The sequence below is a fragment of the Sphingomonas sp. BGYR3 genome (assembly GCF_025153455.1).
In the GTDB taxonomy this organism is placed as follows: Bacteria; Pseudomonadota; Alphaproteobacteria; order Sphingomonadales; family Sphingomonadaceae; genus Sphingomonas.
The window spans coordinates 1,827,120-1,843,691 of the sequence record NZ_JANZNT010000001.1; the positions used below are offsets into that span (position 1 = coordinate 1,827,120).

Sequence of the window (16,572 nt, forward strand, 5' to 3'; positions counted from 1 at the left end):
GGTCCAGATAGGAAAAGCGCCGGCGTACCGGGAGGGCAGGGCAAAAAAAATGGCCGACCCGTCATGCGGATCGGCCGGAAAAGTTTAGGAGAGGATGCCTGAAAGGCCTGTCCTGTGTGCAATGCAGCACGCGATTGTGCAAGTGCGAAATGATCACGCTTTATTGCATTTTCTGCAACTGATACCGGGAACCGCGGGATTGCGCGGTTGATCCCGTAACGATCGCCCGGCTTCTGCCTCTTGCAAGCCGCTATGATGCACCGCAATATGATGCAATGCGACGCCTGCCGCCCTTGACCGCGATCGAAGCCTTTGTGCAGGTCGCGCGGCTGGGTTCGCTGAAGGCGGCGGCAGAGGAATTGTCGCTGTCCTCGCCCGCGCTCAGCCGCCGGGTCCAGGCGCTGGAACGCTTTGTCGGCCGGCCACTGTTCGAACGACGGCATCAGGCGCTGCGGCTGAACGACGACGGCGAACGCCTGCTGGCGCAGATCGCGCCTGCCATCGACCGATTGTCCGATGCCGTCGAAACGATGATGAGCGGGACAGAGGTGATGCGCCTGCGCCTCAACGTCCTGCCCCTGTTCGCCGCACAGCGGTTGATCCCGAAAATGCCCGCTCTGCGCGCCCGTCACCCGCAACTGCATCTGGATGTGGATACCGGCGGGCACAGCCTGGCGCGGCTGGGCGACGGGATCGACGTGGCGATCATCCTGGCTCCGATGGTGGAACCAGCCTTTTACGCCCGCCGGCTGGACCGGAACAAGGTGCACGTCATCGGCGCGCGCAGTCTGGTCGACGGGCCGAACCCGCTGGTCGAACCGCGCCAGCTGTCACGGCATACCGTGCTGGTCCATCGCGACATGCCGGATACCTTTGTCGAATGGCGCCAGGCGGCGGGGCTGGACGAACTGGTGCCGATGGCGGTCGATCATTTCGATTCAGGCTCGCTGATGCTGGAGGCCGCGGCCCAGGGCATCGGCGTCGCCTTCATGCTGGAAAGCCATTATGCCGATGCGCGCGATGATCGGCTGGTCAAGCTGTTCGATCTCGATGTCGACAGTGCGTACAGCTACTGGTTCGTGTGTCGCCCGCGCGCACTCAATCAGCGGCCGGTGCGGATTTTCCACGACTGGCTGATCGAGGCGCTGGGCGCGGTCTGATCGGGTTGCGGCACCGGCCCGCTGCCCCACCCATGGTCAGGATATTCCGAAATGGGTGGAGCGGGCGCGCGGGCCGGTGCCGCAAAACACTTAGCTCGCGCGGGCGGTGACGATCTTGCCCGGATTGGCCGGCGGCTCGCCCTTGGGCAGCGCATCGACCGCGTCCATGCCGTCGGTCACCTCGCCCCACACGGTATACTGCCGGTCCAGGAACGGCAGGTCGGTGAAGCAGATGAAGAACTGGCTGTTCGCGCTGTTCGGATCGGCGGTGCGCGCCATCGAACAGGTGCCGCGCACATGCGGTTCGGCGTTGAATTCCGCCTTCAGGTTCGGCCGGCTCGACCCGCCGATGCCGCGGCCGGACGGATCGCCGCCCTGCGCCATGAAATCGGCGATCACGCGGTGGAACACCACCCCGTCATAAAACCCTTCATTGGCCAGCTCGCCGATCTGCTGGACATGGGCCGGGGCCAGGTCGGGGCGCAGACGGATCGTCACTTCGCCCGTGTCGAGCGTCAGGACGAGCTTGGAAAAGGTTTCGGACATGAACGGGGATACTCCTGCTACAGAAAGGGGGGTGGCTGATGGCTGTGGCCATACCGCCCGTCCGCCATGCTGGCAAATACGGGAAAGGGGCGTTACCGCAGGGGCGATCAGCGCGATTGGCACAGTGCACTGCAACAGCTAGGGGTCGGCAGGGCACGGACAGCAAGGGAGGCCGGCATGAGCGAGACCGAACTTCCCGACGGCATCGAAACCGATGGCCGGGAACTGGACGAGGATGACCGGCTGAAACCCGAATTCGTCCGCGCCGTGCTGGACGCGGTCGAGGCGGGGGACGAGGAAACCGCGCGCGAACGGGTTGAACCGCTTCACCCCGCCGACATTGCCGACCTCATTGAACTGACCCCTGCGGATCAGCGCGCGGCGCTGGCCTCGGCCATTCACGGGCTGATCGACGGCGACGTGCTGGCCGAACTCAACGACTGGGTCCGCGACGAACTGATCGAGGCGCTGACCGCATCGCAAGTCGCCGATCTGGCCGCCGAACTCGATACCGACGACGCAGTCGCGATCATCGAGGACATGACGGAAGAGGATCAGCGCGCCGTGCTGCGCGCGCTGGATCCCGATGACCGCGCCGCCATCGAAGAGGCGCTGTCCTATCCCGAGGAATCCGCCGGACGCCTGATGCAGCGCGAACTGATCGCGGTGCCGGAACACTGGTCGGTCGGCAATGTCCTGGATTTCCTGCGCGCGGACGAGCATCTCACCACCGATTTCTGGGAAGTGTTCGTTGTCGATCCTGCGCATCACCCGGTCGGCACCTGTCACCTGTCCTGGGTGCTGCGCGCCCCGCGATCCGTCTCGATCGCTGACGTGATGAAGCGCGAACAGACGCTGATTCCCGTGGACATGGATCAGGAAGAGGTCGCGCTCCGGTTTCAGAAATATGGCCTCATCTCCGCCGCCGTGGTGGATGGCAGCGGCCGGCTGGTCGGGATGATTACCGTCGACGATGTGGTCCACATCATTTCCGAAGAGGCGGGCGAGGATATCCTGCGTCTGTCCGGCGCGGGCGAGGGCGACATCAACCAGCCGGTGCTGGACAGCTATCGCGGCCGCGTGCGCTGGCTGCTCGCCAATCTGGTCACCGCCAGCGTCGCGTCCACGATCATCTATTTGTTCGGCGATGCGATCGACGGGATGTGGCAACTTGCCGTGCTGATGCCCATCGTCGCCGGGCTGGGCGGCAATGCGGGCACCCAGACGCTGGCCGTGACGGTGCGCGCGCTGGCGATGAATCAGCTCACCTCGTCCAACACCTGGCGCGCGGTAAAGCGGGAAATGTCCATCGCCGTGCTGAACGGGGCCAGCGTGGCCGGGATCATCGGCTTTGCCGTCGCCATCCTGTTCCACAACAGCCTGCTGGGCGTCGTCATCGCCATGGCGATGCTGGGCAACATCGTCATTGCCGGGGCGGCGGGCGTGATCGTGCCGCTGACGCTGGAACGGTACCGGGCCGATCCGGCCATCGCCTCGTCGATCTTTGTCACGATGACGACCGATTCGATGGGCTTTCTCGTCTTTCTTGGCCTTGCCACCGCGCTGTTGCCGCTGGGGACTTGATCGGCCGCCCCCGGCATCCCCAGATGGCGGCCATGCCCCTTCACCTGACCAAGGTCGCGTTCGGCGCGGCCAGCCTTGACCATCTGATCGACCGGCTGAACGTGCGCGGTGCCAGCCCCATTGGCCTCACCACGCGCTATCTGCCCAAACGGCACGAAGAGATTGCGGGCCAGGGATCGCTGTTCTGGATCATCAAGCATCAGCTTGTCGCCCGCAATCCGATCCTGGGCTTTGCTGAGGCAGAGGGCGGGCGCGTCAACATCCTGATCGGCCTGCCGCTGGTCCGCATCCAGCCCGCGCCGAAACGCGCGCATCAGGGCTGGCGCTATCTGGAGGGGGCGGATGCCCCGCCCGACATGGGCGGCGGCAATGCGGCGGGGCTGGACGCGATGCCCACCACGCTGGTCGGCGAACTGGCGGGCCTCGGCCTGATCTGATCGTCAGCGGGCGTTACCGCGCCAGCGACGGGAACCCGGCCTTGAACGCGGCCACCTTGGGCTTGTCCCACCGCACGATATAGCCGTGACCGGGGTTCCGCCGGGCGAAATCCTGGTGATAGGCCTCGGCCGGATAGAATTGCCCGCGCTCGATCTTGGTCACGATCGGCTTGCCCCAGGCATTGGTCTTGCCCAGTTGCTGGATATAGGCGGCGGCAACGCGCTGCTGCTGGGCGTTCTGCGGAAAGATCGCGCTGCGATAGCTTGGCCCGGCATCCGGTCCCTGCCGGTTCAGCTGCGTCGGATCATGCGCGACCGAAAAATAGACGCGCAGCAACGTGCCGTAACTGACCACCGCCGGATCATAGGTGATGCGGATCGCCTCGGCATGGCCCGTCGTCTCGGTCAGCACCTGGTTATAGGTCGCGGTCGCCTTTGTGCCGCCGGCATAGCCGCTGACGACATCCTTCACGCCCTTCACCTGTTCGAACACCGCTTCCATGCCCCAAAAGCAGCCGCCGGCCAGCACCGCCGTCTGCAATCCCGCGGCGCGCGGTACGTCCGTCGCCGGGGCCGGGATCGGCACGGCGCGTTCGGCATGCCCGGCAACGGGGATCAGCGTCACGGCGGCAATGGCTGCCCCGGACAGGGCGAGGGGAAGGGTCCAGCGGTTCATCATGCCTGTCTCCGGCGGATCGGCGGCATCATTGCAACGCCCGATCCTGTCGACAACAGGTTCGTTCAGCGCGCGCTTGTGGTTTCAGCCGCGGCCTGCGGGATCGACGGGTCCAGATCGATGCCCTGCTGTACGCCCAGCACGAGCACCGCGCCCAGCGCAAAGCCGGCAAGAAACTTGTGCGTGAACCCACTGGCCAGCAAGCGGCGCATAACTCACCTATTCTCTGTTTTCTTCGGCTGCTGCGCACACCGTGGCGCCAGCACTGACCGGATATACGGCACATCGTGACTGCCGGATGTACGGACAAGTCAGATTTGCGCGAATTTCGTCTTTCGGGTGCGAAACAAAGCGTTTCGCGCGGGCCGGATCAGCGCAGCTTGGACACCGCGTCCTGAATCCGGCTGCACGCTTCCTTCAGCACATCGTCCGACGTGGCATAGCTGATGCGGAATGCCGGCGACAGGCCGAATGCCGCGCCCTGCACCGCCGCCACCCGGTAATCGTCGAGCAGATAGGCGATGAACTGTTCGTCCGTCTCGATCCGCAAGCCGCCCGGCGTCGACTTGCCGATCACGCCCGAAATGTCGGGATAGACATAGAATGCACCTTCCGGCACCGGACAGGTGAAGCCGGGCGTGTCGTTCAGCATGGCGACCACCAGGTCGCGGCGCTTCTGAAACGCGGCATTGCGTTCGGCCAGGAACGACTGGTCCCCGGTCAGCGCCGCCGTCGCTGCCGCCTGGGCGATGGAACAGGGATTGCTGGTCGATTGCGACTGCAGCTTGGCCATCGCCTTGATCAGCCACGGCGCACCCGCTGCAAATCCGATGCGCCATCCGGTCATCGAATAGGCCTTGGAACACCCGTTCAGGATCAGCGTCCGGTCATACAGCTGCGGACACACCTCAGCGATCGTCGCAAACTGGAATCCGTCATAAACGATGTGCTCGTACATATCGTCAGCCAGGATCCAGACATGGGGATGCCGGTCCAGCACCTGACCCAGCGCGCGCAGCTCATCGGCGGTATAGCCCGCGCCCGTCGGGTTGGACGGGGAATTCAGGATGACCCACTTGGTCTTCTGCGTGATCGCCGCGTCCAGCTGTTCCGGCTTCATCTTGTACTGCTGGTCGGCACCGGCGGACACGAACACCGGCGTGCCGCCCGCAAACTGCACGACATCGGGATAGCTGACCCAATAGGGCGCCGGAATCACCACCTCGTCGCCGGCATCGATCGTCGCGACCAGCGCGTTGAACAGCGTATGCTTGCCGCCCACGTTCACGCTGATCTGATTGGGCGCATAGGTCAGGCCGTTGTCGCGCTTGAACTTGGCGACGATCGCGTCCTTCAGTTCGGCGGTGCCGTCGACATTGGTGTACCGGGTCTTGTTCTGGCGGATCGCCTCCATCCCGGCTTCCTTGATGAAGTCGGGGGTGTCGAAATCCGGCTCGCCCGCGCCCAGGCCGATCACGTCCACGCCTTCGCGCTTCAGCTCCAGCACGCGCGAGGTGACGGCGAGCGTGGGCGAGGGCTGGATGCGGTTGAGCGCGGCAGAGGGCTTCATCGGTCTGGCCTGACGTTGATCAAGAGGGAACAGGGCGGCGCGCGCTTATCAGCCGCGGCCCGCTTCCGCAACCAGCCGCGCAACAATTAGGCCGCGCAGGCTGTTTCCGACGCAAAATCCTTGCGCCAGATCAGCGGCGGTCAGCGGCCGTTCCACCGCCTCGCCCGCCTCGATCATCGCGGTCCGCAACACGCCCGGCAACAGCCCGGCGGCCAGCGGCGGCGTGGCATAGCGGCCGTCCGGCATCGGCACGAACAGGCTGGTGAAACTGCCCTCGCTCAACTGGCCATCGGCATCGGCGAACAGCACCTCGAACGTGCCCGCCGCGCGGCGCGGATCGTCGTACAGCGCCCGGTCGCTGGTCTTGTGCCGCAACCGAAAGTCGTCTGGCGCGACTTTGCGCGGCACGATGGCAACGCCGACCGGCTCGGCCGGGGCAGGGGGCATGGGCCCGGTTTCGATGGCGATCGCCCCGCTTGCGCCCAGGACCAGCCGCACCCGCGCCGGCCCGTCCAGGCGAAAGGTCGCCGCCTGCAACGCGTTGCGCGCCTCGTGCCGGTCGAACGCATGGCCCAGCGCCCGCGCGCTTTCCCGCATCCGTTGCAGATGGTGGTCCAGCCGCAAAATGCCATGTTCGGGCAGGAACGCCATCGTCTCGATCAGGTCCACCGGCCGCTCGCCCGCCGTCAGGAACCGTGCCTTGGTCAGGCATTCGTCCCATTCCTCGCCGCCCACCGAATCGGCGACGATCCCCGACCCCAGGCCCAGGCTGGCCGCCCCCTCGCCGGGTTTCAGGTGCAGGGTGCGGATCGCCACGTTGAACGTCGCATCGCCGTCCGGCGCAATGCTGCCGATCGCCCCGGTATAGGCGCCGCGCGGACCCGCCTCCACGCCATGGATAACCTCCATCGCCCGGATCTTGGGCGCGCCGGTCACCGATCCGCAGGGAAACAGCGCACGCAGCACCCCGGCCGCATCCGTCCCCGCATCCAGCGTCGCGGTGACGGTGGACACCATCTGATGCACCGTCGGATAGGGCTCGACGGTGTACAGGGCGGGGACCTGCACCGATCCGGCCACCGCCACCCGCGACAGGTCGTTGCGCATCAGATCGACGATCATCAGGTTTTCGGCCCGCTGCTTGGCATCGGCCTGCAATGCCGCCGCTGCCGCCCGGTCCGCATCCGCATCGGCCCCGCGCGGGGCGGTGCCCTTCATCGGGCGGACGGTGATCGACGTGCCCTCGCTGGCAAAGAACAGCTCCGGCGACAGGCTGATCAGCCAGTCGGTGCCGGTCCACACCAATGCGCCATGCCCGGCCAGCGACCGGGCGCGCAGCTTGGCATAGATCGTCATCGGATCCCCCGCGACCGGCACCGTGGCGGGAAAGGTCAGGTTCGCCTGATAGATGTCGCCCGCGCGGATCGCGGCCTGCACCGTGTCGAACGCGGTCAGATAGGCGGCGCGCGAAATCCCCGGCCGGGCCGCGCCGATCCACGCACCGGCCGGATCGGGCAGCCATGCACCGGGATCGACCGGCTCCGCCGCCTCGAACAGCCCGAACCACATCAGCGGCAGCCCGCCCGCAGGCGCGCGCATCAGCGGGGCCAGCCGCGGCTCCAGCGCATGGCCCGCCTCGTAACTGATGAACCCGGCGGCATGCAGCCCGCTGGCGCCGGCGGTGCTCAGCGCATCCAGCGCCGCGGCCATCCCGTCCGCATCCCGCGCCGTCACGGTCTGCACCGGCCGCCGGTACAGCACGGTCCGGCCGCCCGGTCGCGCGTCGTCGGCAAGGACGAAGGGCTGGGTGCGATCAACCATCATCCGCTCCCGCTTGGCCGCCTGCGCTGCGAAGGGCAAGCCCCGGTTGTCCGCCGCGGCGCAAGGCCTTACGTCTTTGCCCATGACCCAGCCCCCGATGCGCGTCCAGATCGTGCCCGTCTCTCCGTTGCAACAGAATGCCACGATCCTGTGGTGCACCCGCACCATGCGCGGTGCGTTCACCGATCCGGGTGCGGAAATCGAAAAGCTGACGGCGATTGCCGACCGTCTGGGCGTGACCATCGAAAAGATCCTGATCACCCATGGCCATATCGACCATTGCGGAGAGGCGGGGACGCTGGCCAGGCAGCTGGGCGTGCCGATCGAGGGGCCGCACGAGGCGGACCGGTTCTGGATCGCCCGGCTGAAGGATGACGGCCCCGGCTATGGCGTGCGCGGCGAATCGTTCGAACCCGATCGCTGGCTGGTGAACGGGGATCAGGTGACGGTCGGCGACCTCGTGCTCGATGTCTATCACTGCCCCGGCCACACGCCCGGCCATGTGGTGTTCCACCACGCCCCGTCCGACCTGGCGGTGGTCGGCGACGTGCTGTTTCAGGGGTCGGTCGGCCGCTGGGATTTCCCGCTGGGCAATTTCGACGATCTGATCGCGTCGATCACCGGCCGGCTCTGGCCGCTGGGGGATCAGACGCATTTCGTGCCCGGCCATGGCCCGACCAGCAGTTTCGGGCATGAACGGCGCACCAACCCGATCGTCGCCGATTCGGTGCTGGCGCGGGGCTAGCGCGGCTGTTCGATCACCACGGTCCGCGACTCGGCGCTGGTCATCCACGGCACGGCCAGCCCGGCGACGGCCAGCAGCAGCATGGCGGTAAAGGTGCCGATGGTGCCCACCTGTCGCTCCGGCAACCATCCGTCCATGCCGATGGGGTGAAGGATGCGGGCAACGACATAGGTGCCCCCCGCCAGCCACAGCCACAGGCTGGTGCCCATCGCCAGTTCGATCAGCGCGATCAGGATCAGCACAATGGGCGTATATTCGGCGAAATTGGCATGGGCCCGCATCCGCGCCGCCATCCGCGAATCGCCGCCATCGCCATGGACGATCCCCTGGCTCATGCGAATCTTGACGATGCGCATCGCCAGCCAGAAATTGATCAGCGCACAGGCGGCGACGGTGGTCAGCGCCACTGGCAGGGCAATCGTCATCGGATCCGTCCCCCGAAAAACCGGTTATCGGTCACGGCCGGCCCTTCCATATCGGCGGCGCGCTTGCAACCACGGCGAAAATCGCTATAGGCCCACGCTCGTTTCGCGACCTGCCTGTCCGCCGGTCGGGCATGTGGCGCGTTCGGCGCGCGGCTTGCCCGGTTCATGGGTTGGGCGTATCGCGGCCTGAATCCAAGCTGCTGTTCCGAATAGAAGGTGCCGAGATGGCCGTTCCCAAGAGAAAGACTTCGCCCTCCCGCCGGGGCATGCGCCGCGCGCATGACGCTCTGACTGTCGAGGCGTTCCAGGAATGCCCGAACTGTGGCGAGTTGAAGCGCCCGCACAATCTGTGCAATGCCTGCGGGCATTACAACGGCCGTGAAGTGGTGTCGGTCGAAGGCTGACGTCCGTCCGGTCAACGGGGTTTTCTGAACGATGACGCAAGGCTCCTGGCTCGCCATCGATGCGATGGGCGGTGACAAGGGCCTTGAAGTCATGCTGGCCGGCGTTGCCGCTGCACGCAGCAGGGCGCAGGACCTGCGCTTCTTCCTTGTGGGGGACGAGGCGGCGATTCGCGCCGGGCTTGCCGATCATCCCACCCTGTCGGCTGCATCCGAAATCGTGCACGCGCCCGTTGTGATCGGCGGGCACGACAAGCCGAGCCAGGCGATTCGCCGTGCCAAGACCAGTTCGATGGGCATTGCCATCGATCTGGTGAAACAGGGCCGGGCGGGCGCTGCCATCTCGTCGGGCAATACCGGCGCGCTGATGGCCATGGCGAAACTGGCGCTGCGCACCATGCCGGGGATCGAGCGGCCCGCGCTTGCCGCGCTGCTGCCCAGCCTTGGCGAAACCGACACGGTGATGCTCGATCTTGGCGCCAATGCCGAATCGGATGCGCGCAACCTGGTTCAGTTCGCGGTAATGGGCGCGGCCTATGCCCGCACCGCGCTTGATCTTTCCCGTCCGCGAGTCGCGCTGCTCAACATCGGGACCGAGGAGCTGAAGGGCAACGACGTGGTCCGCGATGCTGCTGCCGCGCTGCGCGCCGCGCCGCACCTGCCGCTCGACTTTTGCGGCTATATCGAGGGGGACCGGCTGTCGCGGGGCGAGGTGGACGTGATCGTCTGCGACGGCTTTACCGGCAATATCGCGCTCAAGACGGCGGAGGGGACGGCCCGGTTCGTCGGCGACCTTCTGAAACGCGCCTTCCGCTCCTCGACCCGGTCAAAGATCGGGTTCCTCATCTCGCGCCCGGCAACCGAATTGCTGCGCCATCATCTCGATCCCAATAATCACAATGGCGCGGTTTTCCTGGGCCTCAATGGCCTGGTCGTGAAAAGCCATGGCGGCGCGAACGAAGCGGGCGTGGCCAATGCCATCGCGGTCGCGGCCAAGATGGTGCGCGACGATCTGGCTCGCCGGATTGCCGAGGATCTCGGCAATTTCGAAGCGCGCGCGGCCTGATCGGATGGAGATGCGCCGTTCCGTGATCCTGGGCACCGGCTCCGCGCTTCCCGCGCGGCGCGTGTCCAATGCCGAATTGTCCGAAACCGTCGACACCAGCGATGAATGGATCGTCGAACGCACCGGCATCCGCTTCCGCCATATCGCGGGGGAGGGGGAGACGACGTCCACCCTGGCCACCGATGCCGCCCGCGCCGCGCTTGCCGCCGCAGGAATCGATGCCGGTGCGATTGACCTGATCGTGCTGGCCACCGCCACCCCGGATCAGACGTTTCCGGCCACCGCCACGCTGGTTCAGGCCGCGTTGGGCATTCCCGACTGCGTGGCGTTCGATGTCGCCGCCGTCTGCTCCGGCTTTCTCTATGCGGTGCAGGTCGCCGACAGCATGATCCGGGCGGGCGCGGCCAACCGCGCACTGGTCATCGGGGCCGAAACCTTCAGCCGCATCCTCGATTGGCAGGATCGCGCAACCTGCGTGCTGTTTGGCGACGGCGCGGGCGCGATCGTGCTGGAAGGACAGGCTGGACCCGAAAACGGCATCCTTTCCACCCGCCTGCACGCCGATGGCCGTCACAACGGCCTGCTCTATGTCGATGGCGGCCCGTCGACGACGCAGACGGTCGGCCATGTGCGGATGAAGGGGCGGGAGGTGTTTCGCCACGCCGTCGTCAACCTGGCGACCGTGATGGGCGAGGCGCTGGCCGCCGCCGGTCTGACCGCCGCCGATGTCGACTGGGTCGTCCCGCATCAGGCGAATGCCCGCATCCTCGATGCCACCGCGCGCAAGCTCGACCTGGCGCCGGAAAAGGTAATCGTCACCGTCGATCGCCATGCCAACACCTCTGCCGCCTCGGTACCGCTGGCCCTGGACACCGCCGTGCGCGACGGCCGCATCCAGCGCGGCGACCTTCTTGTGCTGGAGGCGATGGGCGGCGGCTTTACCTGGGGTGCGGCGGTCGTCCGCTACTGATCCGGTGGCGGTGTCCCGTTCCGGTACGGATTTTCGCCAGGCCCGGACGGTCGATACGGCCCCGTCATGGCTGCGCTTTGTGTTCCCATCCCAATATGTTACGACATCGCCAAGTCGCGTAACCAATACATATCGTCATCAAGGAACATGACATGAATTCTGGGGGGACGCTCACGCGCGCCGACATCGCAGAGGCGGTGCATCAGGAGGTCGGCCTGTCCCGCGCGGATTCGGGCAAACTGGTCGAACAGATTCTGTCGCATATGTGCGATGCCCTGGCGCAGGGCGAAAATGTGAAGATTTCCGGCTTTGGCAGCTTCATCCTGCGGGACAAGGGCGAACGCATCGGCCGCAATCCCAAGACGGGGGTCGAAGTGCCCATCGCCCCGCGCCGCGTGCTTACCTTCCGGCCCAGCCAGATGATGCGCGACACGCTGGCCGACGCGGAATAAGGGCCGCGGTGACCGTCGCGCTTCCGGCCTGCTGACCCTGCCGATGGGGACGAAATCGGACACGGCCTTTCGCACCATCGGCGAACTGGCGGCCGATCTGGGGGTGCCGCAACATCGCCTGCGCTTCTGGGAAAGCCGGTTCAGCCAGCTTCGCCCGGTCCAGCGTGCCGGCCAGCGCCGCTATTACCGGCCAGAGGATGTGGCGCTCGCCCGGCGCATCCATCACCTGCTGGAGCGGGAGGGGTATACGATCCGCGGGGTGCAACAGCTGCTGGCGACAGAGGGTCGTCCCGCCGCGCCTGCCCCGCCACCTGCCGCACAGGCCGGGGCCACGCTGTCCGACCTGACCGCGCTTCGCAACCGCCTCGCCGCGCTGCTCGAACGGGACTAACCCGCCCCGGCGCGCGGCACCGCTGACGTTCAGTCCCGGTCCGGCCCCAGGCTGGGGTCCACATCGCGCGGCCGGATGAACCGCGCCAGCCGGCCGCCGCCGCTCGCCACCTCGGCCCATGTCTCGCCCAGCGTCATCACCGCGATCGCCGCGGTCGGATATTTCTGTTCGACCAGCACGCGCAGCCGCTCGTCCGCCCCCTCCGGCACCAGGTCGAGCACCAGCTCCTCCAGCCCCGGATTATGTCCCGCAATCAGCACCCGGTCCGCCGTTTCCGGCTGTTCGCGCACAAGGTCGAGCAGCGTGCCGGGTGAGGCGAGATAGGCCCGCCGGTCCCATTCCGGGGTCAGCGCCGTCCCGTAACCCTCGCCGAAATGGATCATCGTTTCCTGCACGCGCCGTGCGGGCGATGCGACGATCCGGTCGAAGGTCAGGCCGATGGCGCGCGCGTGCCGGCCCATCGCCTCTGCCGCGCGCATCCCCTTGGCATTCAGCGGCCGGTCGAAATCCCGTGCGACGGGATCGTCCCAGCCGGACTTGGCATGGCGCAGCAGGATCAGCGTCTTCATTCGGGCTCCGGCCGGGCATCCTCGCGGCGATCCACGGCCGCCGCCTCGTCCGCCTCATGCCCCAGCCGTTCCGTAAAGGAAAGCCGCCTCGCCGCAGCCACCGCCTCATCCAGCGTGACCCGGCGCACCGGCGTCCCGTGGGGAAAGGCGCTGAGCAGGCGCGACGGCATCGCCGCGGACAAGAGGACGAACAGCCCCCGGTCGTCCGCCCGCCGGATCATCCGCCCGAACGCCTGGGCCAGCCGCGCGCGCACGATCCGGTCGTCATAGGCGCTGCCCCCGCCGGCCAGCCTGCGCGCGGCGTGCAGCACGCCGGGCCGTGGCCACGGCACCCCCTCCATCACCACCAGCCGCAGCGAATGGCCGGCCACGTCCACCCCGTCGCGCAGGGCATCGGTCCCGATCAGGCTGGCATGGGGATCGTCGCGGAAAATATCGACCAGCGTGCCGGTGTCGATCGGGTCGATATGCTGCGCCAGCAGGGGCAGCCCCTCGCGCGCCAGCCGGTCGGCGATCCGCGCATGAACCGCGCGCAGCCGCCGGATCGCGGTAAACAGGCCCAGCGCGCCGCCCCCCGATGCCAGGATCAGCTTGCCATAGGCATTGGCCAGCGCCGCCATATCGCCCTTTGGCACGTCGGTGACGATCATCACCTCGGCCTGGCGCGCATAATCGAACGGGCTTGCCGCTTCGAACCGCTCGGCCGCGCGGGGCAGGTGCACCGCGCCGCTCCGCGCCTCCGCCACCGGCCAGTCGCCGCCCGCGCGCAGCGTGGCGGACGTCACCAGCACGCCATGCGCGGGTTCCAGCACCGTACTGGCCAGCGGCACCGTCGGGTCCAGCCAGTGCCGGTGCAGCCCGACATCCACCTCGCGCCCGTCGATCCGGTCGACCGCCAGCCAGTCGACGAACTGTGGATCCGCCGGCCCGCCGATCCGGGCGTTCAGCGCGGCCCAGGCACGGACCAGATCGACGCGCCAGCCAAGCGAGGCGACCGCCCCCTCGATCCGCGCCCGTGCCGGCCCGTCCAGCCAGTCCGGCCCTTCCTCAATCAGTGCCTCCAGCCGCCGGCCCAGCACCATCAGCGGCCGCATCAGCGCCTCCAGCGCATCGGCCGCCGGGCCTGCCGCCTCGATCAGCGCGGGCGACGGCTCGGCCAAGTCGGTTTCCAGGCCATATCCCGCCTCCACATTCTTTTCGGCGCGGGCATAAACCAGGCCGCGCACCTCGGCGAGCAACCGCTCGACCGGGCCGAACGGCTCGCCCTCGTTCAATCGCTGCAACCATCCATCGCCGGGCAGCGATTGTGCCGCCTGCACCGCATCGGCAATCGCCCGCGCGCCCTCCGCATCGTAACTGGCGACATCGGACAATCGCGCGGCCAGCCCCCGGCGCCGCCCCCGGCTCGTCCCCTCCGGCCCCATCACCCACCGGCGCAGCTCGATCGCCTCCTGCCCCGTCAGCGCGGCGGAAAACATCGCGTCGGCGGCATCGAACAGGTGATGGCCCTCGTCGAACACATATCGGGTCGGCCGGCTCGTCGCCTCTCGCCCCCGCGCGGCATTGACCATCACCAGCGCGTGATTGGCGATGACCAGATCGGCATGGGCCGAATCGCGCGCCGCGCGCTCGATGAAGCATTTCCGGTAATGCGGGCACCCGGCATAGATGCACTCGCCCCGCCGGTCGGTCAGCGCAGTCGCCCCGTTGCGCCGGAACAAGGTGGGCAACCATCCGGGCAGGTCGCCGCCCACCATGTCGCCATCGGCGGTGTAGGCGGCCCATCGCGCCACCAGCTGCGCCAGGATCGCCGCCCGCCCGGCAAACCCGCCCTGCAATGCGTCCTCAAGGTTCAGCAGGCACAGGTAATTTTCCCGCCCCTTGCGCGTCACGATCCGCTGCCGCCGCACCGCGGGGTCGGGGAACAACCGCTCGCCCTCTGCCGACAATTGCCGCTGCAGCGCCTTGGTAAAGGTCGAAATCCACACCGCGCCGCCCGCCCGTTCGGCCCACAGGGCAGACGGGGCCAGATAGCCCAGCGTCTTGCCGATGCCGGTCCCCGCCTCGGCCAGCACCATGTTGGGCGCATCGCGCCGGTCGCGCGGGGCAAAGGCGCGGGCGGCGGCCGCGGCATAGGCGCGCTGCCCCTCGCGCTGTTCCGCCCCTGCGCCGGTCAGCTGGCGCAGCCGGGCGACCGCTTCCTCCGGTTCGATGGCAATGGTGCGCGGCGCGGGGCGGGGCGGCCCTTCCTCCCATTCGGGCAGGCGGCTGAACAGCCAGCGTTCGGCCGTTTTCGGCTTTCGGACATGGGGGGCCAGCACCGGGGCCCAGGGCCAGCGGGCGCGGGCCAGCGATTCTAGTGCGTGCCACGCCCCCTCCCGCTCCGGCCATTCGGTGCCGATCCGCTCGATCATCGCCGCCGCCGCCTGACGCAGCATCGCGGCAATGTCCGCATCCTGTTCGGGGACGGTCAGGCCGACCGCCCGCGCCAGCCCCGCCGGGGTCGGCACCAGGAACCGGGCCGGGTGCAGGAATGCGAACAGCTCCAGCACGTCCAGCCCGGACAGGTCGGCATAGCCCAGCCGCGCGGCCACCAGCGGCGCGTTCAGCATCAGCACCGGGGTATCGGCGGCCAGCCGGATCGCCTCGCCCCGGCCGACGGCGCGCGTGCCGTCGCCATCGCTGATCCAGGCACCGGAATGGCTGGCGTGCAGGGCAGGGTGGGGCAGGGCGATGGTCACCCGCGGGGGTCTAGCCCAGCGGGAACATTATGGAAACGCTTACCACAGCACATTCTTGACCGGCGTGACCGGCGGGGGGGGCTCGTCGCCGATGGATTGCTTCAGGTCGATTTCGATCGTCGTACACATCGCGGTCATCGGCACGTCATGCTCGGTATTGCTGAACGGATCGGTCAGGTCATCGCCGATGCGCAGCGCGGCCAGGAACATCAGGCCCGCCAGCGTCGATCCGACGGGCGTTGCCCAGCCCAGCGTCTCGACCAGGCCGATGGGCAACAGGACACAGAACAGGCGCGTGAAAAACGCCGGGAAAAACCGGTACTGCATCGGCAGCGGGGTGTTCTTGATCCGCTCCATCCCGCCTTGCGCGTTGGAGATATCGACCATCACCCGCTCGATCTGCGTCTGCTGGATGGTGTCGATCCATCCGTTGCGGCGCGCCTCCTCGATCCGGCGGCCATTGCCGGTCAGCAGCGCGTTGGCGGGGTTGGCAAAGGACCGCGCCTCGGCCGCTTCCTCCGGCCCCAGGATGCGGTCGATATCGGGATTTTCGGGCAACCGCCGCAATTGCCCGCGCAGCGCGTGGACATAGGCGATGTGGCGCAGCACGATCGACCGCTTCAATTCGCGCGCCGCCTCCGGTTCGTCGGGCAGGAACGCGATGACGCTGCGCGACAGGCTGCGCGATGCGTTGATCATCGCCCCCCACAAAATGCGCCCCTCCCACCATCGCTGATAGGCGGAATTGTCGCGAAACCCGATGAACAGGCCCAGCACGGTACCGAAAATGGTCAACGGCAATTCGGGCGCTCGGAACGGCAGCACGAAATAGGTGACGGTGACGATGATGTCCCACACCGCCAGCACGGTCAGCGGCTTCCACACGTCGCGGACGATGCGGCTGAAGCGCGGGGTGCTGGAAATGATCATGGTCGCTGGGTCCGTCGGTCATTGGCGCCGCGCAACAATCCGTGATCTTGACATAGGTTCCTTTGCGCCTGTCCTACACGGCACAGGA

Annotated in this window: 18 protein-coding genes; 9 read left to right on the plus strand and 9 right to left on the minus strand. The window is 67.4% G+C overall.

The genetic code is table 11. The annotated features are described in order from the left end of the window. The first annotated feature begins 275 nt into the window (after positions 1-275). Positions 276-1,160 carry a LysR substrate-binding domain-containing protein gene (locus NYR55_RS08610; RefSeq protein ID WP_260020824.1) on the plus strand — a complete coding sequence of 295 codons (885 nt, stop codon included), beginning with the start codon at positions 276-278 and terminating at the stop codon, positions 1,158-1,160. A gap of 90 nt (positions 1,161-1,250) precedes the next feature. Here the strand turns inward: NYR55_RS08610 and NYR55_RS08615 are convergent, their stop codons facing one another. Next, a complete protein-coding gene (locus tag NYR55_RS08615; RefSeq protein WP_260020825.1) occupies positions 1,251-1,706 on the minus strand; it encodes a peptidylprolyl isomerase in 456 nt (151 codons plus the stop codon). 177 nt (positions 1,707-1,883) lie between these two features. Here NYR55_RS08615 and mgtE point away from each other — a divergent pair, with 177 nt between their 5' ends. Together mgtE and NYR55_RS08625 are read left to right on the plus strand one after the other, a co-directional pair. Beyond that, on the plus strand, positions 1,884-3,290 hold the full coding sequence (gene mgtE / locus NYR55_RS08620; protein ID WP_260020827.1) for a magnesium transporter: 1,407 nt from the start codon (positions 1,884-1,886) through the stop codon (positions 3,288-3,290). Between the two features lie 32 nt (positions 3,291-3,322). Beyond that, positions 3,323-3,727, plus strand: a complete 405-nt coding sequence (locus NYR55_RS08625; protein WP_260020828.1) for a DUF1489 domain-containing protein — start codon at positions 3,323-3,325, stop codon at positions 3,725-3,727. 13 nt (positions 3,728-3,740) lie between these two features. Here NYR55_RS08625 and msrA read toward each other — a convergent pair whose 3' ends face one another. The 4 genes from msrA to pabB form a co-directional block, all read right to left on the minus strand. Further along, positions 3,741-4,403 carry a peptide-methionine (S)-S-oxide reductase MsrA gene (gene msrA, locus NYR55_RS08630; RefSeq protein WP_260020829.1) on the minus strand — a complete coding sequence of 221 codons (663 nt, stop codon included), beginning with the start codon at positions 4,401-4,403 and terminating at the stop codon, positions 3,741-3,743. 65 nt (positions 4,404-4,468) lie between these two features. Next, positions 4,469-4,615, minus strand: coding sequence for a hypothetical protein (locus tag NYR55_RS08635; protein WP_260020830.1), 147 nt, complete (start codon positions 4,613-4,615; stop codon positions 4,469-4,471). A 158-nt stretch (positions 4,616-4,773) separates the two neighbouring features. Further along, entirely contained in the window at positions 4,774-5,973 is a 1,200-nt protein-coding gene (locus NYR55_RS08640; RefSeq protein ID WP_260020831.1) for a pyridoxal phosphate-dependent aminotransferase, read from the minus strand. A 48-nt stretch (positions 5,974-6,021) separates the two neighbouring features. After that, positions 6,022-7,797, minus strand: a complete 1,776-nt coding sequence (gene pabB, locus NYR55_RS08645; RefSeq protein WP_260020832.1) for an aminodeoxychorismate synthase component I — start codon at positions 7,795-7,797, stop codon at positions 6,022-6,024. 79 nt (positions 7,798-7,876) lie between these two features. On the opposite strand from pabB, the gene NYR55_RS08650 reads away from it, so the two are divergent. Beyond that, positions 7,877-8,539 (plus strand): MBL fold metallo-hydrolase, encoded by a 663-nt coding sequence (locus NYR55_RS08650; protein WP_260020833.1) that lies wholly within the window; start codon positions 7,877-7,879, stop codon positions 8,537-8,539. Here NYR55_RS08650 and NYR55_RS08655 read toward each other — a convergent pair. Then, a complete protein-coding gene (locus tag NYR55_RS08655; RefSeq protein ID WP_260020834.1) occupies positions 8,536-8,964 on the minus strand; it encodes an MAPEG family protein in 429 nt (142 codons plus the stop codon). The genes NYR55_RS08650 and NYR55_RS08655 overlap by 4 nt on opposite strands. Positions 8,965-9,188: 224 nt before the next feature. Between NYR55_RS08655 and rpmF the strand changes: the two genes are divergently transcribed. The 5 genes from rpmF (at position 9,189) to NYR55_RS08680 (ending at position 12,244) form a co-directional block, all read left to right on the plus strand. Continuing rightward, positions 9,189-9,368: a 50S ribosomal protein L32 gene (gene rpmF, locus NYR55_RS08660; RefSeq protein ID WP_260020836.1), complete on the plus strand. Its 180-nt coding sequence runs from the start codon at positions 9,189-9,191 to the stop codon at positions 9,366-9,368. Positions 9,369-9,399: 31 nt separating this feature from the next. After that, the gene (gene plsX, locus NYR55_RS08665) at positions 9,400-10,431 is read left to right on the plus strand and encodes a phosphate acyltransferase PlsX (RefSeq protein ID WP_260020837.1); all 1,032 of its coding nucleotides are present in this window, start codon (positions 9,400-9,402) and stop codon (positions 10,429-10,431) included. 10 nt (positions 10,432-10,441) lie between these two features. Further along, the gene (locus tag NYR55_RS08670; protein ID WP_260020838.1) at positions 10,442-11,401 is read left to right on the plus strand and encodes a beta-ketoacyl-ACP synthase III; all 960 of its coding nucleotides are present in this window, start codon (positions 10,442-10,444) and stop codon (positions 11,399-11,401) included. Between the two features lie 152 nt (positions 11,402-11,553). Further along, positions 11,554-11,853: an integration host factor subunit alpha gene (locus NYR55_RS08675; protein WP_260020839.1), complete on the plus strand. Its 300-nt coding sequence runs from the start codon at positions 11,554-11,556 to the stop codon at positions 11,851-11,853. A gap of 43 nt (positions 11,854-11,896) precedes the next feature. Beyond that, complete coding sequence (locus tag NYR55_RS08680; protein WP_260020840.1) at positions 11,897-12,244, plus strand: MerR family transcriptional regulator; 348 nt, start codon at positions 11,897-11,899, stop codon at positions 12,242-12,244. Between the two features lie 29 nt (positions 12,245-12,273). Here the strand turns inward: NYR55_RS08680 and NYR55_RS08685 are convergent, their stop codons facing one another. From NYR55_RS08685 to NYR55_RS08695, 3 genes are read right to left on the minus strand one after another with little or no spacing between them, the layout of a single operon-like run. Continuing rightward, positions 12,274-12,813 carry a histidine phosphatase family protein gene (locus NYR55_RS08685; RefSeq protein WP_260020841.1) on the minus strand — a complete coding sequence of 180 codons (540 nt, stop codon included), beginning with the start codon at positions 12,811-12,813 and terminating at the stop codon, positions 12,274-12,276. Further along, a complete protein-coding gene (locus NYR55_RS08690; RefSeq protein ID WP_260020842.1) occupies positions 12,810-15,554 on the minus strand; it encodes an ATP-dependent DNA helicase in 2,745 nt (914 codons plus the stop codon). The genes NYR55_RS08685 and NYR55_RS08690 overlap by 4 nt, the downstream gene beginning before the upstream one ends. Positions 15,555-15,593: 39 nt before the next feature. Continuing rightward, entirely contained in the window at positions 15,594-16,484 is an 891-nt protein-coding gene (locus NYR55_RS08695) for a bestrophin family ion channel (protein WP_260020843.1), read from the minus strand. Positions 16,485-16,572 lie beyond the last annotated feature (88 nt).

Coding starts and splice junctions, on each gene's coding strand:
- NYR55_RS08610 (WP_260020824.1), top strand. CDS start 276: ATGCGACGCCTGCCGCCCTTGACCGCGATCGAAGCCTTTGTGCAGGTC.
- NYR55_RS08615 (WP_260020825.1), bottom strand. CDS start 1,706: ATGTCCGAAACCTTTTCCAAGCTCGTCCTGACGCTCGACACGGGCGAA.
- mgtE (WP_260020827.1), top strand. CDS start 1,884: ATGAGCGAGACCGAACTTCCCGACGGCATCGAAACCGATGGCCGGGAA.
- NYR55_RS08625 (WP_260020828.1), top strand. CDS start 3,323: ATGCCCCTTCACCTGACCAAGGTCGCGTTCGGCGCGGCCAGCCTTGAC.
- msrA (WP_260020829.1), bottom strand. CDS start 4,403: ATGAACCGCTGGACCCTTCCCCTCGCCCTGTCCGGGGCAGCCATTGCC.
- NYR55_RS08635 (WP_260020830.1), bottom strand. CDS start 4,615: ATGCGCCGCTTGCTGGCCAGTGGGTTCACGCACAAGTTTCTTGCCGGC.
- NYR55_RS08640 (WP_260020831.1), bottom strand. CDS start 5,973: ATGAAGCCCTCTGCCGCGCTCAACCGCATCCAGCCCTCGCCCACGCTC.
- pabB (WP_260020832.1), bottom strand. CDS start 7,797: ATGATGGTTGATCGCACCCAGCCCTTCGTCCTTGCCGACGACGCGCGA.
- NYR55_RS08650 (WP_260020833.1), top strand. CDS start 7,877: ATGACCCAGCCCCCGATGCGCGTCCAGATCGTGCCCGTCTCTCCGTTG.
- NYR55_RS08655 (WP_260020834.1), bottom strand. CDS start 8,964: ATGACGATTGCCCTGCCAGTGGCGCTGACCACCGTCGCCGCCTGTGCG.
- rpmF (WP_260020836.1), top strand. CDS start 9,189: ATGGCCGTTCCCAAGAGAAAGACTTCGCCCTCCCGCCGGGGCATGCGC.
- plsX (WP_260020837.1), top strand. CDS start 9,400: ATGACGCAAGGCTCCTGGCTCGCCATCGATGCGATGGGCGGTGACAAG.
- NYR55_RS08670 (WP_260020838.1), top strand. CDS start 10,442: ATGCGCCGTTCCGTGATCCTGGGCACCGGCTCCGCGCTTCCCGCGCGG.
- NYR55_RS08675 (WP_260020839.1), top strand. CDS start 11,554: ATGAATTCTGGGGGGACGCTCACGCGCGCCGACATCGCAGAGGCGGTG.
- NYR55_RS08680 (WP_260020840.1), top strand. CDS start 11,897: ATGGGGACGAAATCGGACACGGCCTTTCGCACCATCGGCGAACTGGCG.
- NYR55_RS08685 (WP_260020841.1), bottom strand. CDS start 12,813: ATGAAGACGCTGATCCTGCTGCGCCATGCCAAGTCCGGCTGGGACGAT.
- NYR55_RS08695 (WP_260020843.1), bottom strand. CDS start 16,484: ATGATCATTTCCAGCACCCCGCGCTTCAGCCGCATCGTCCGCGACGTG.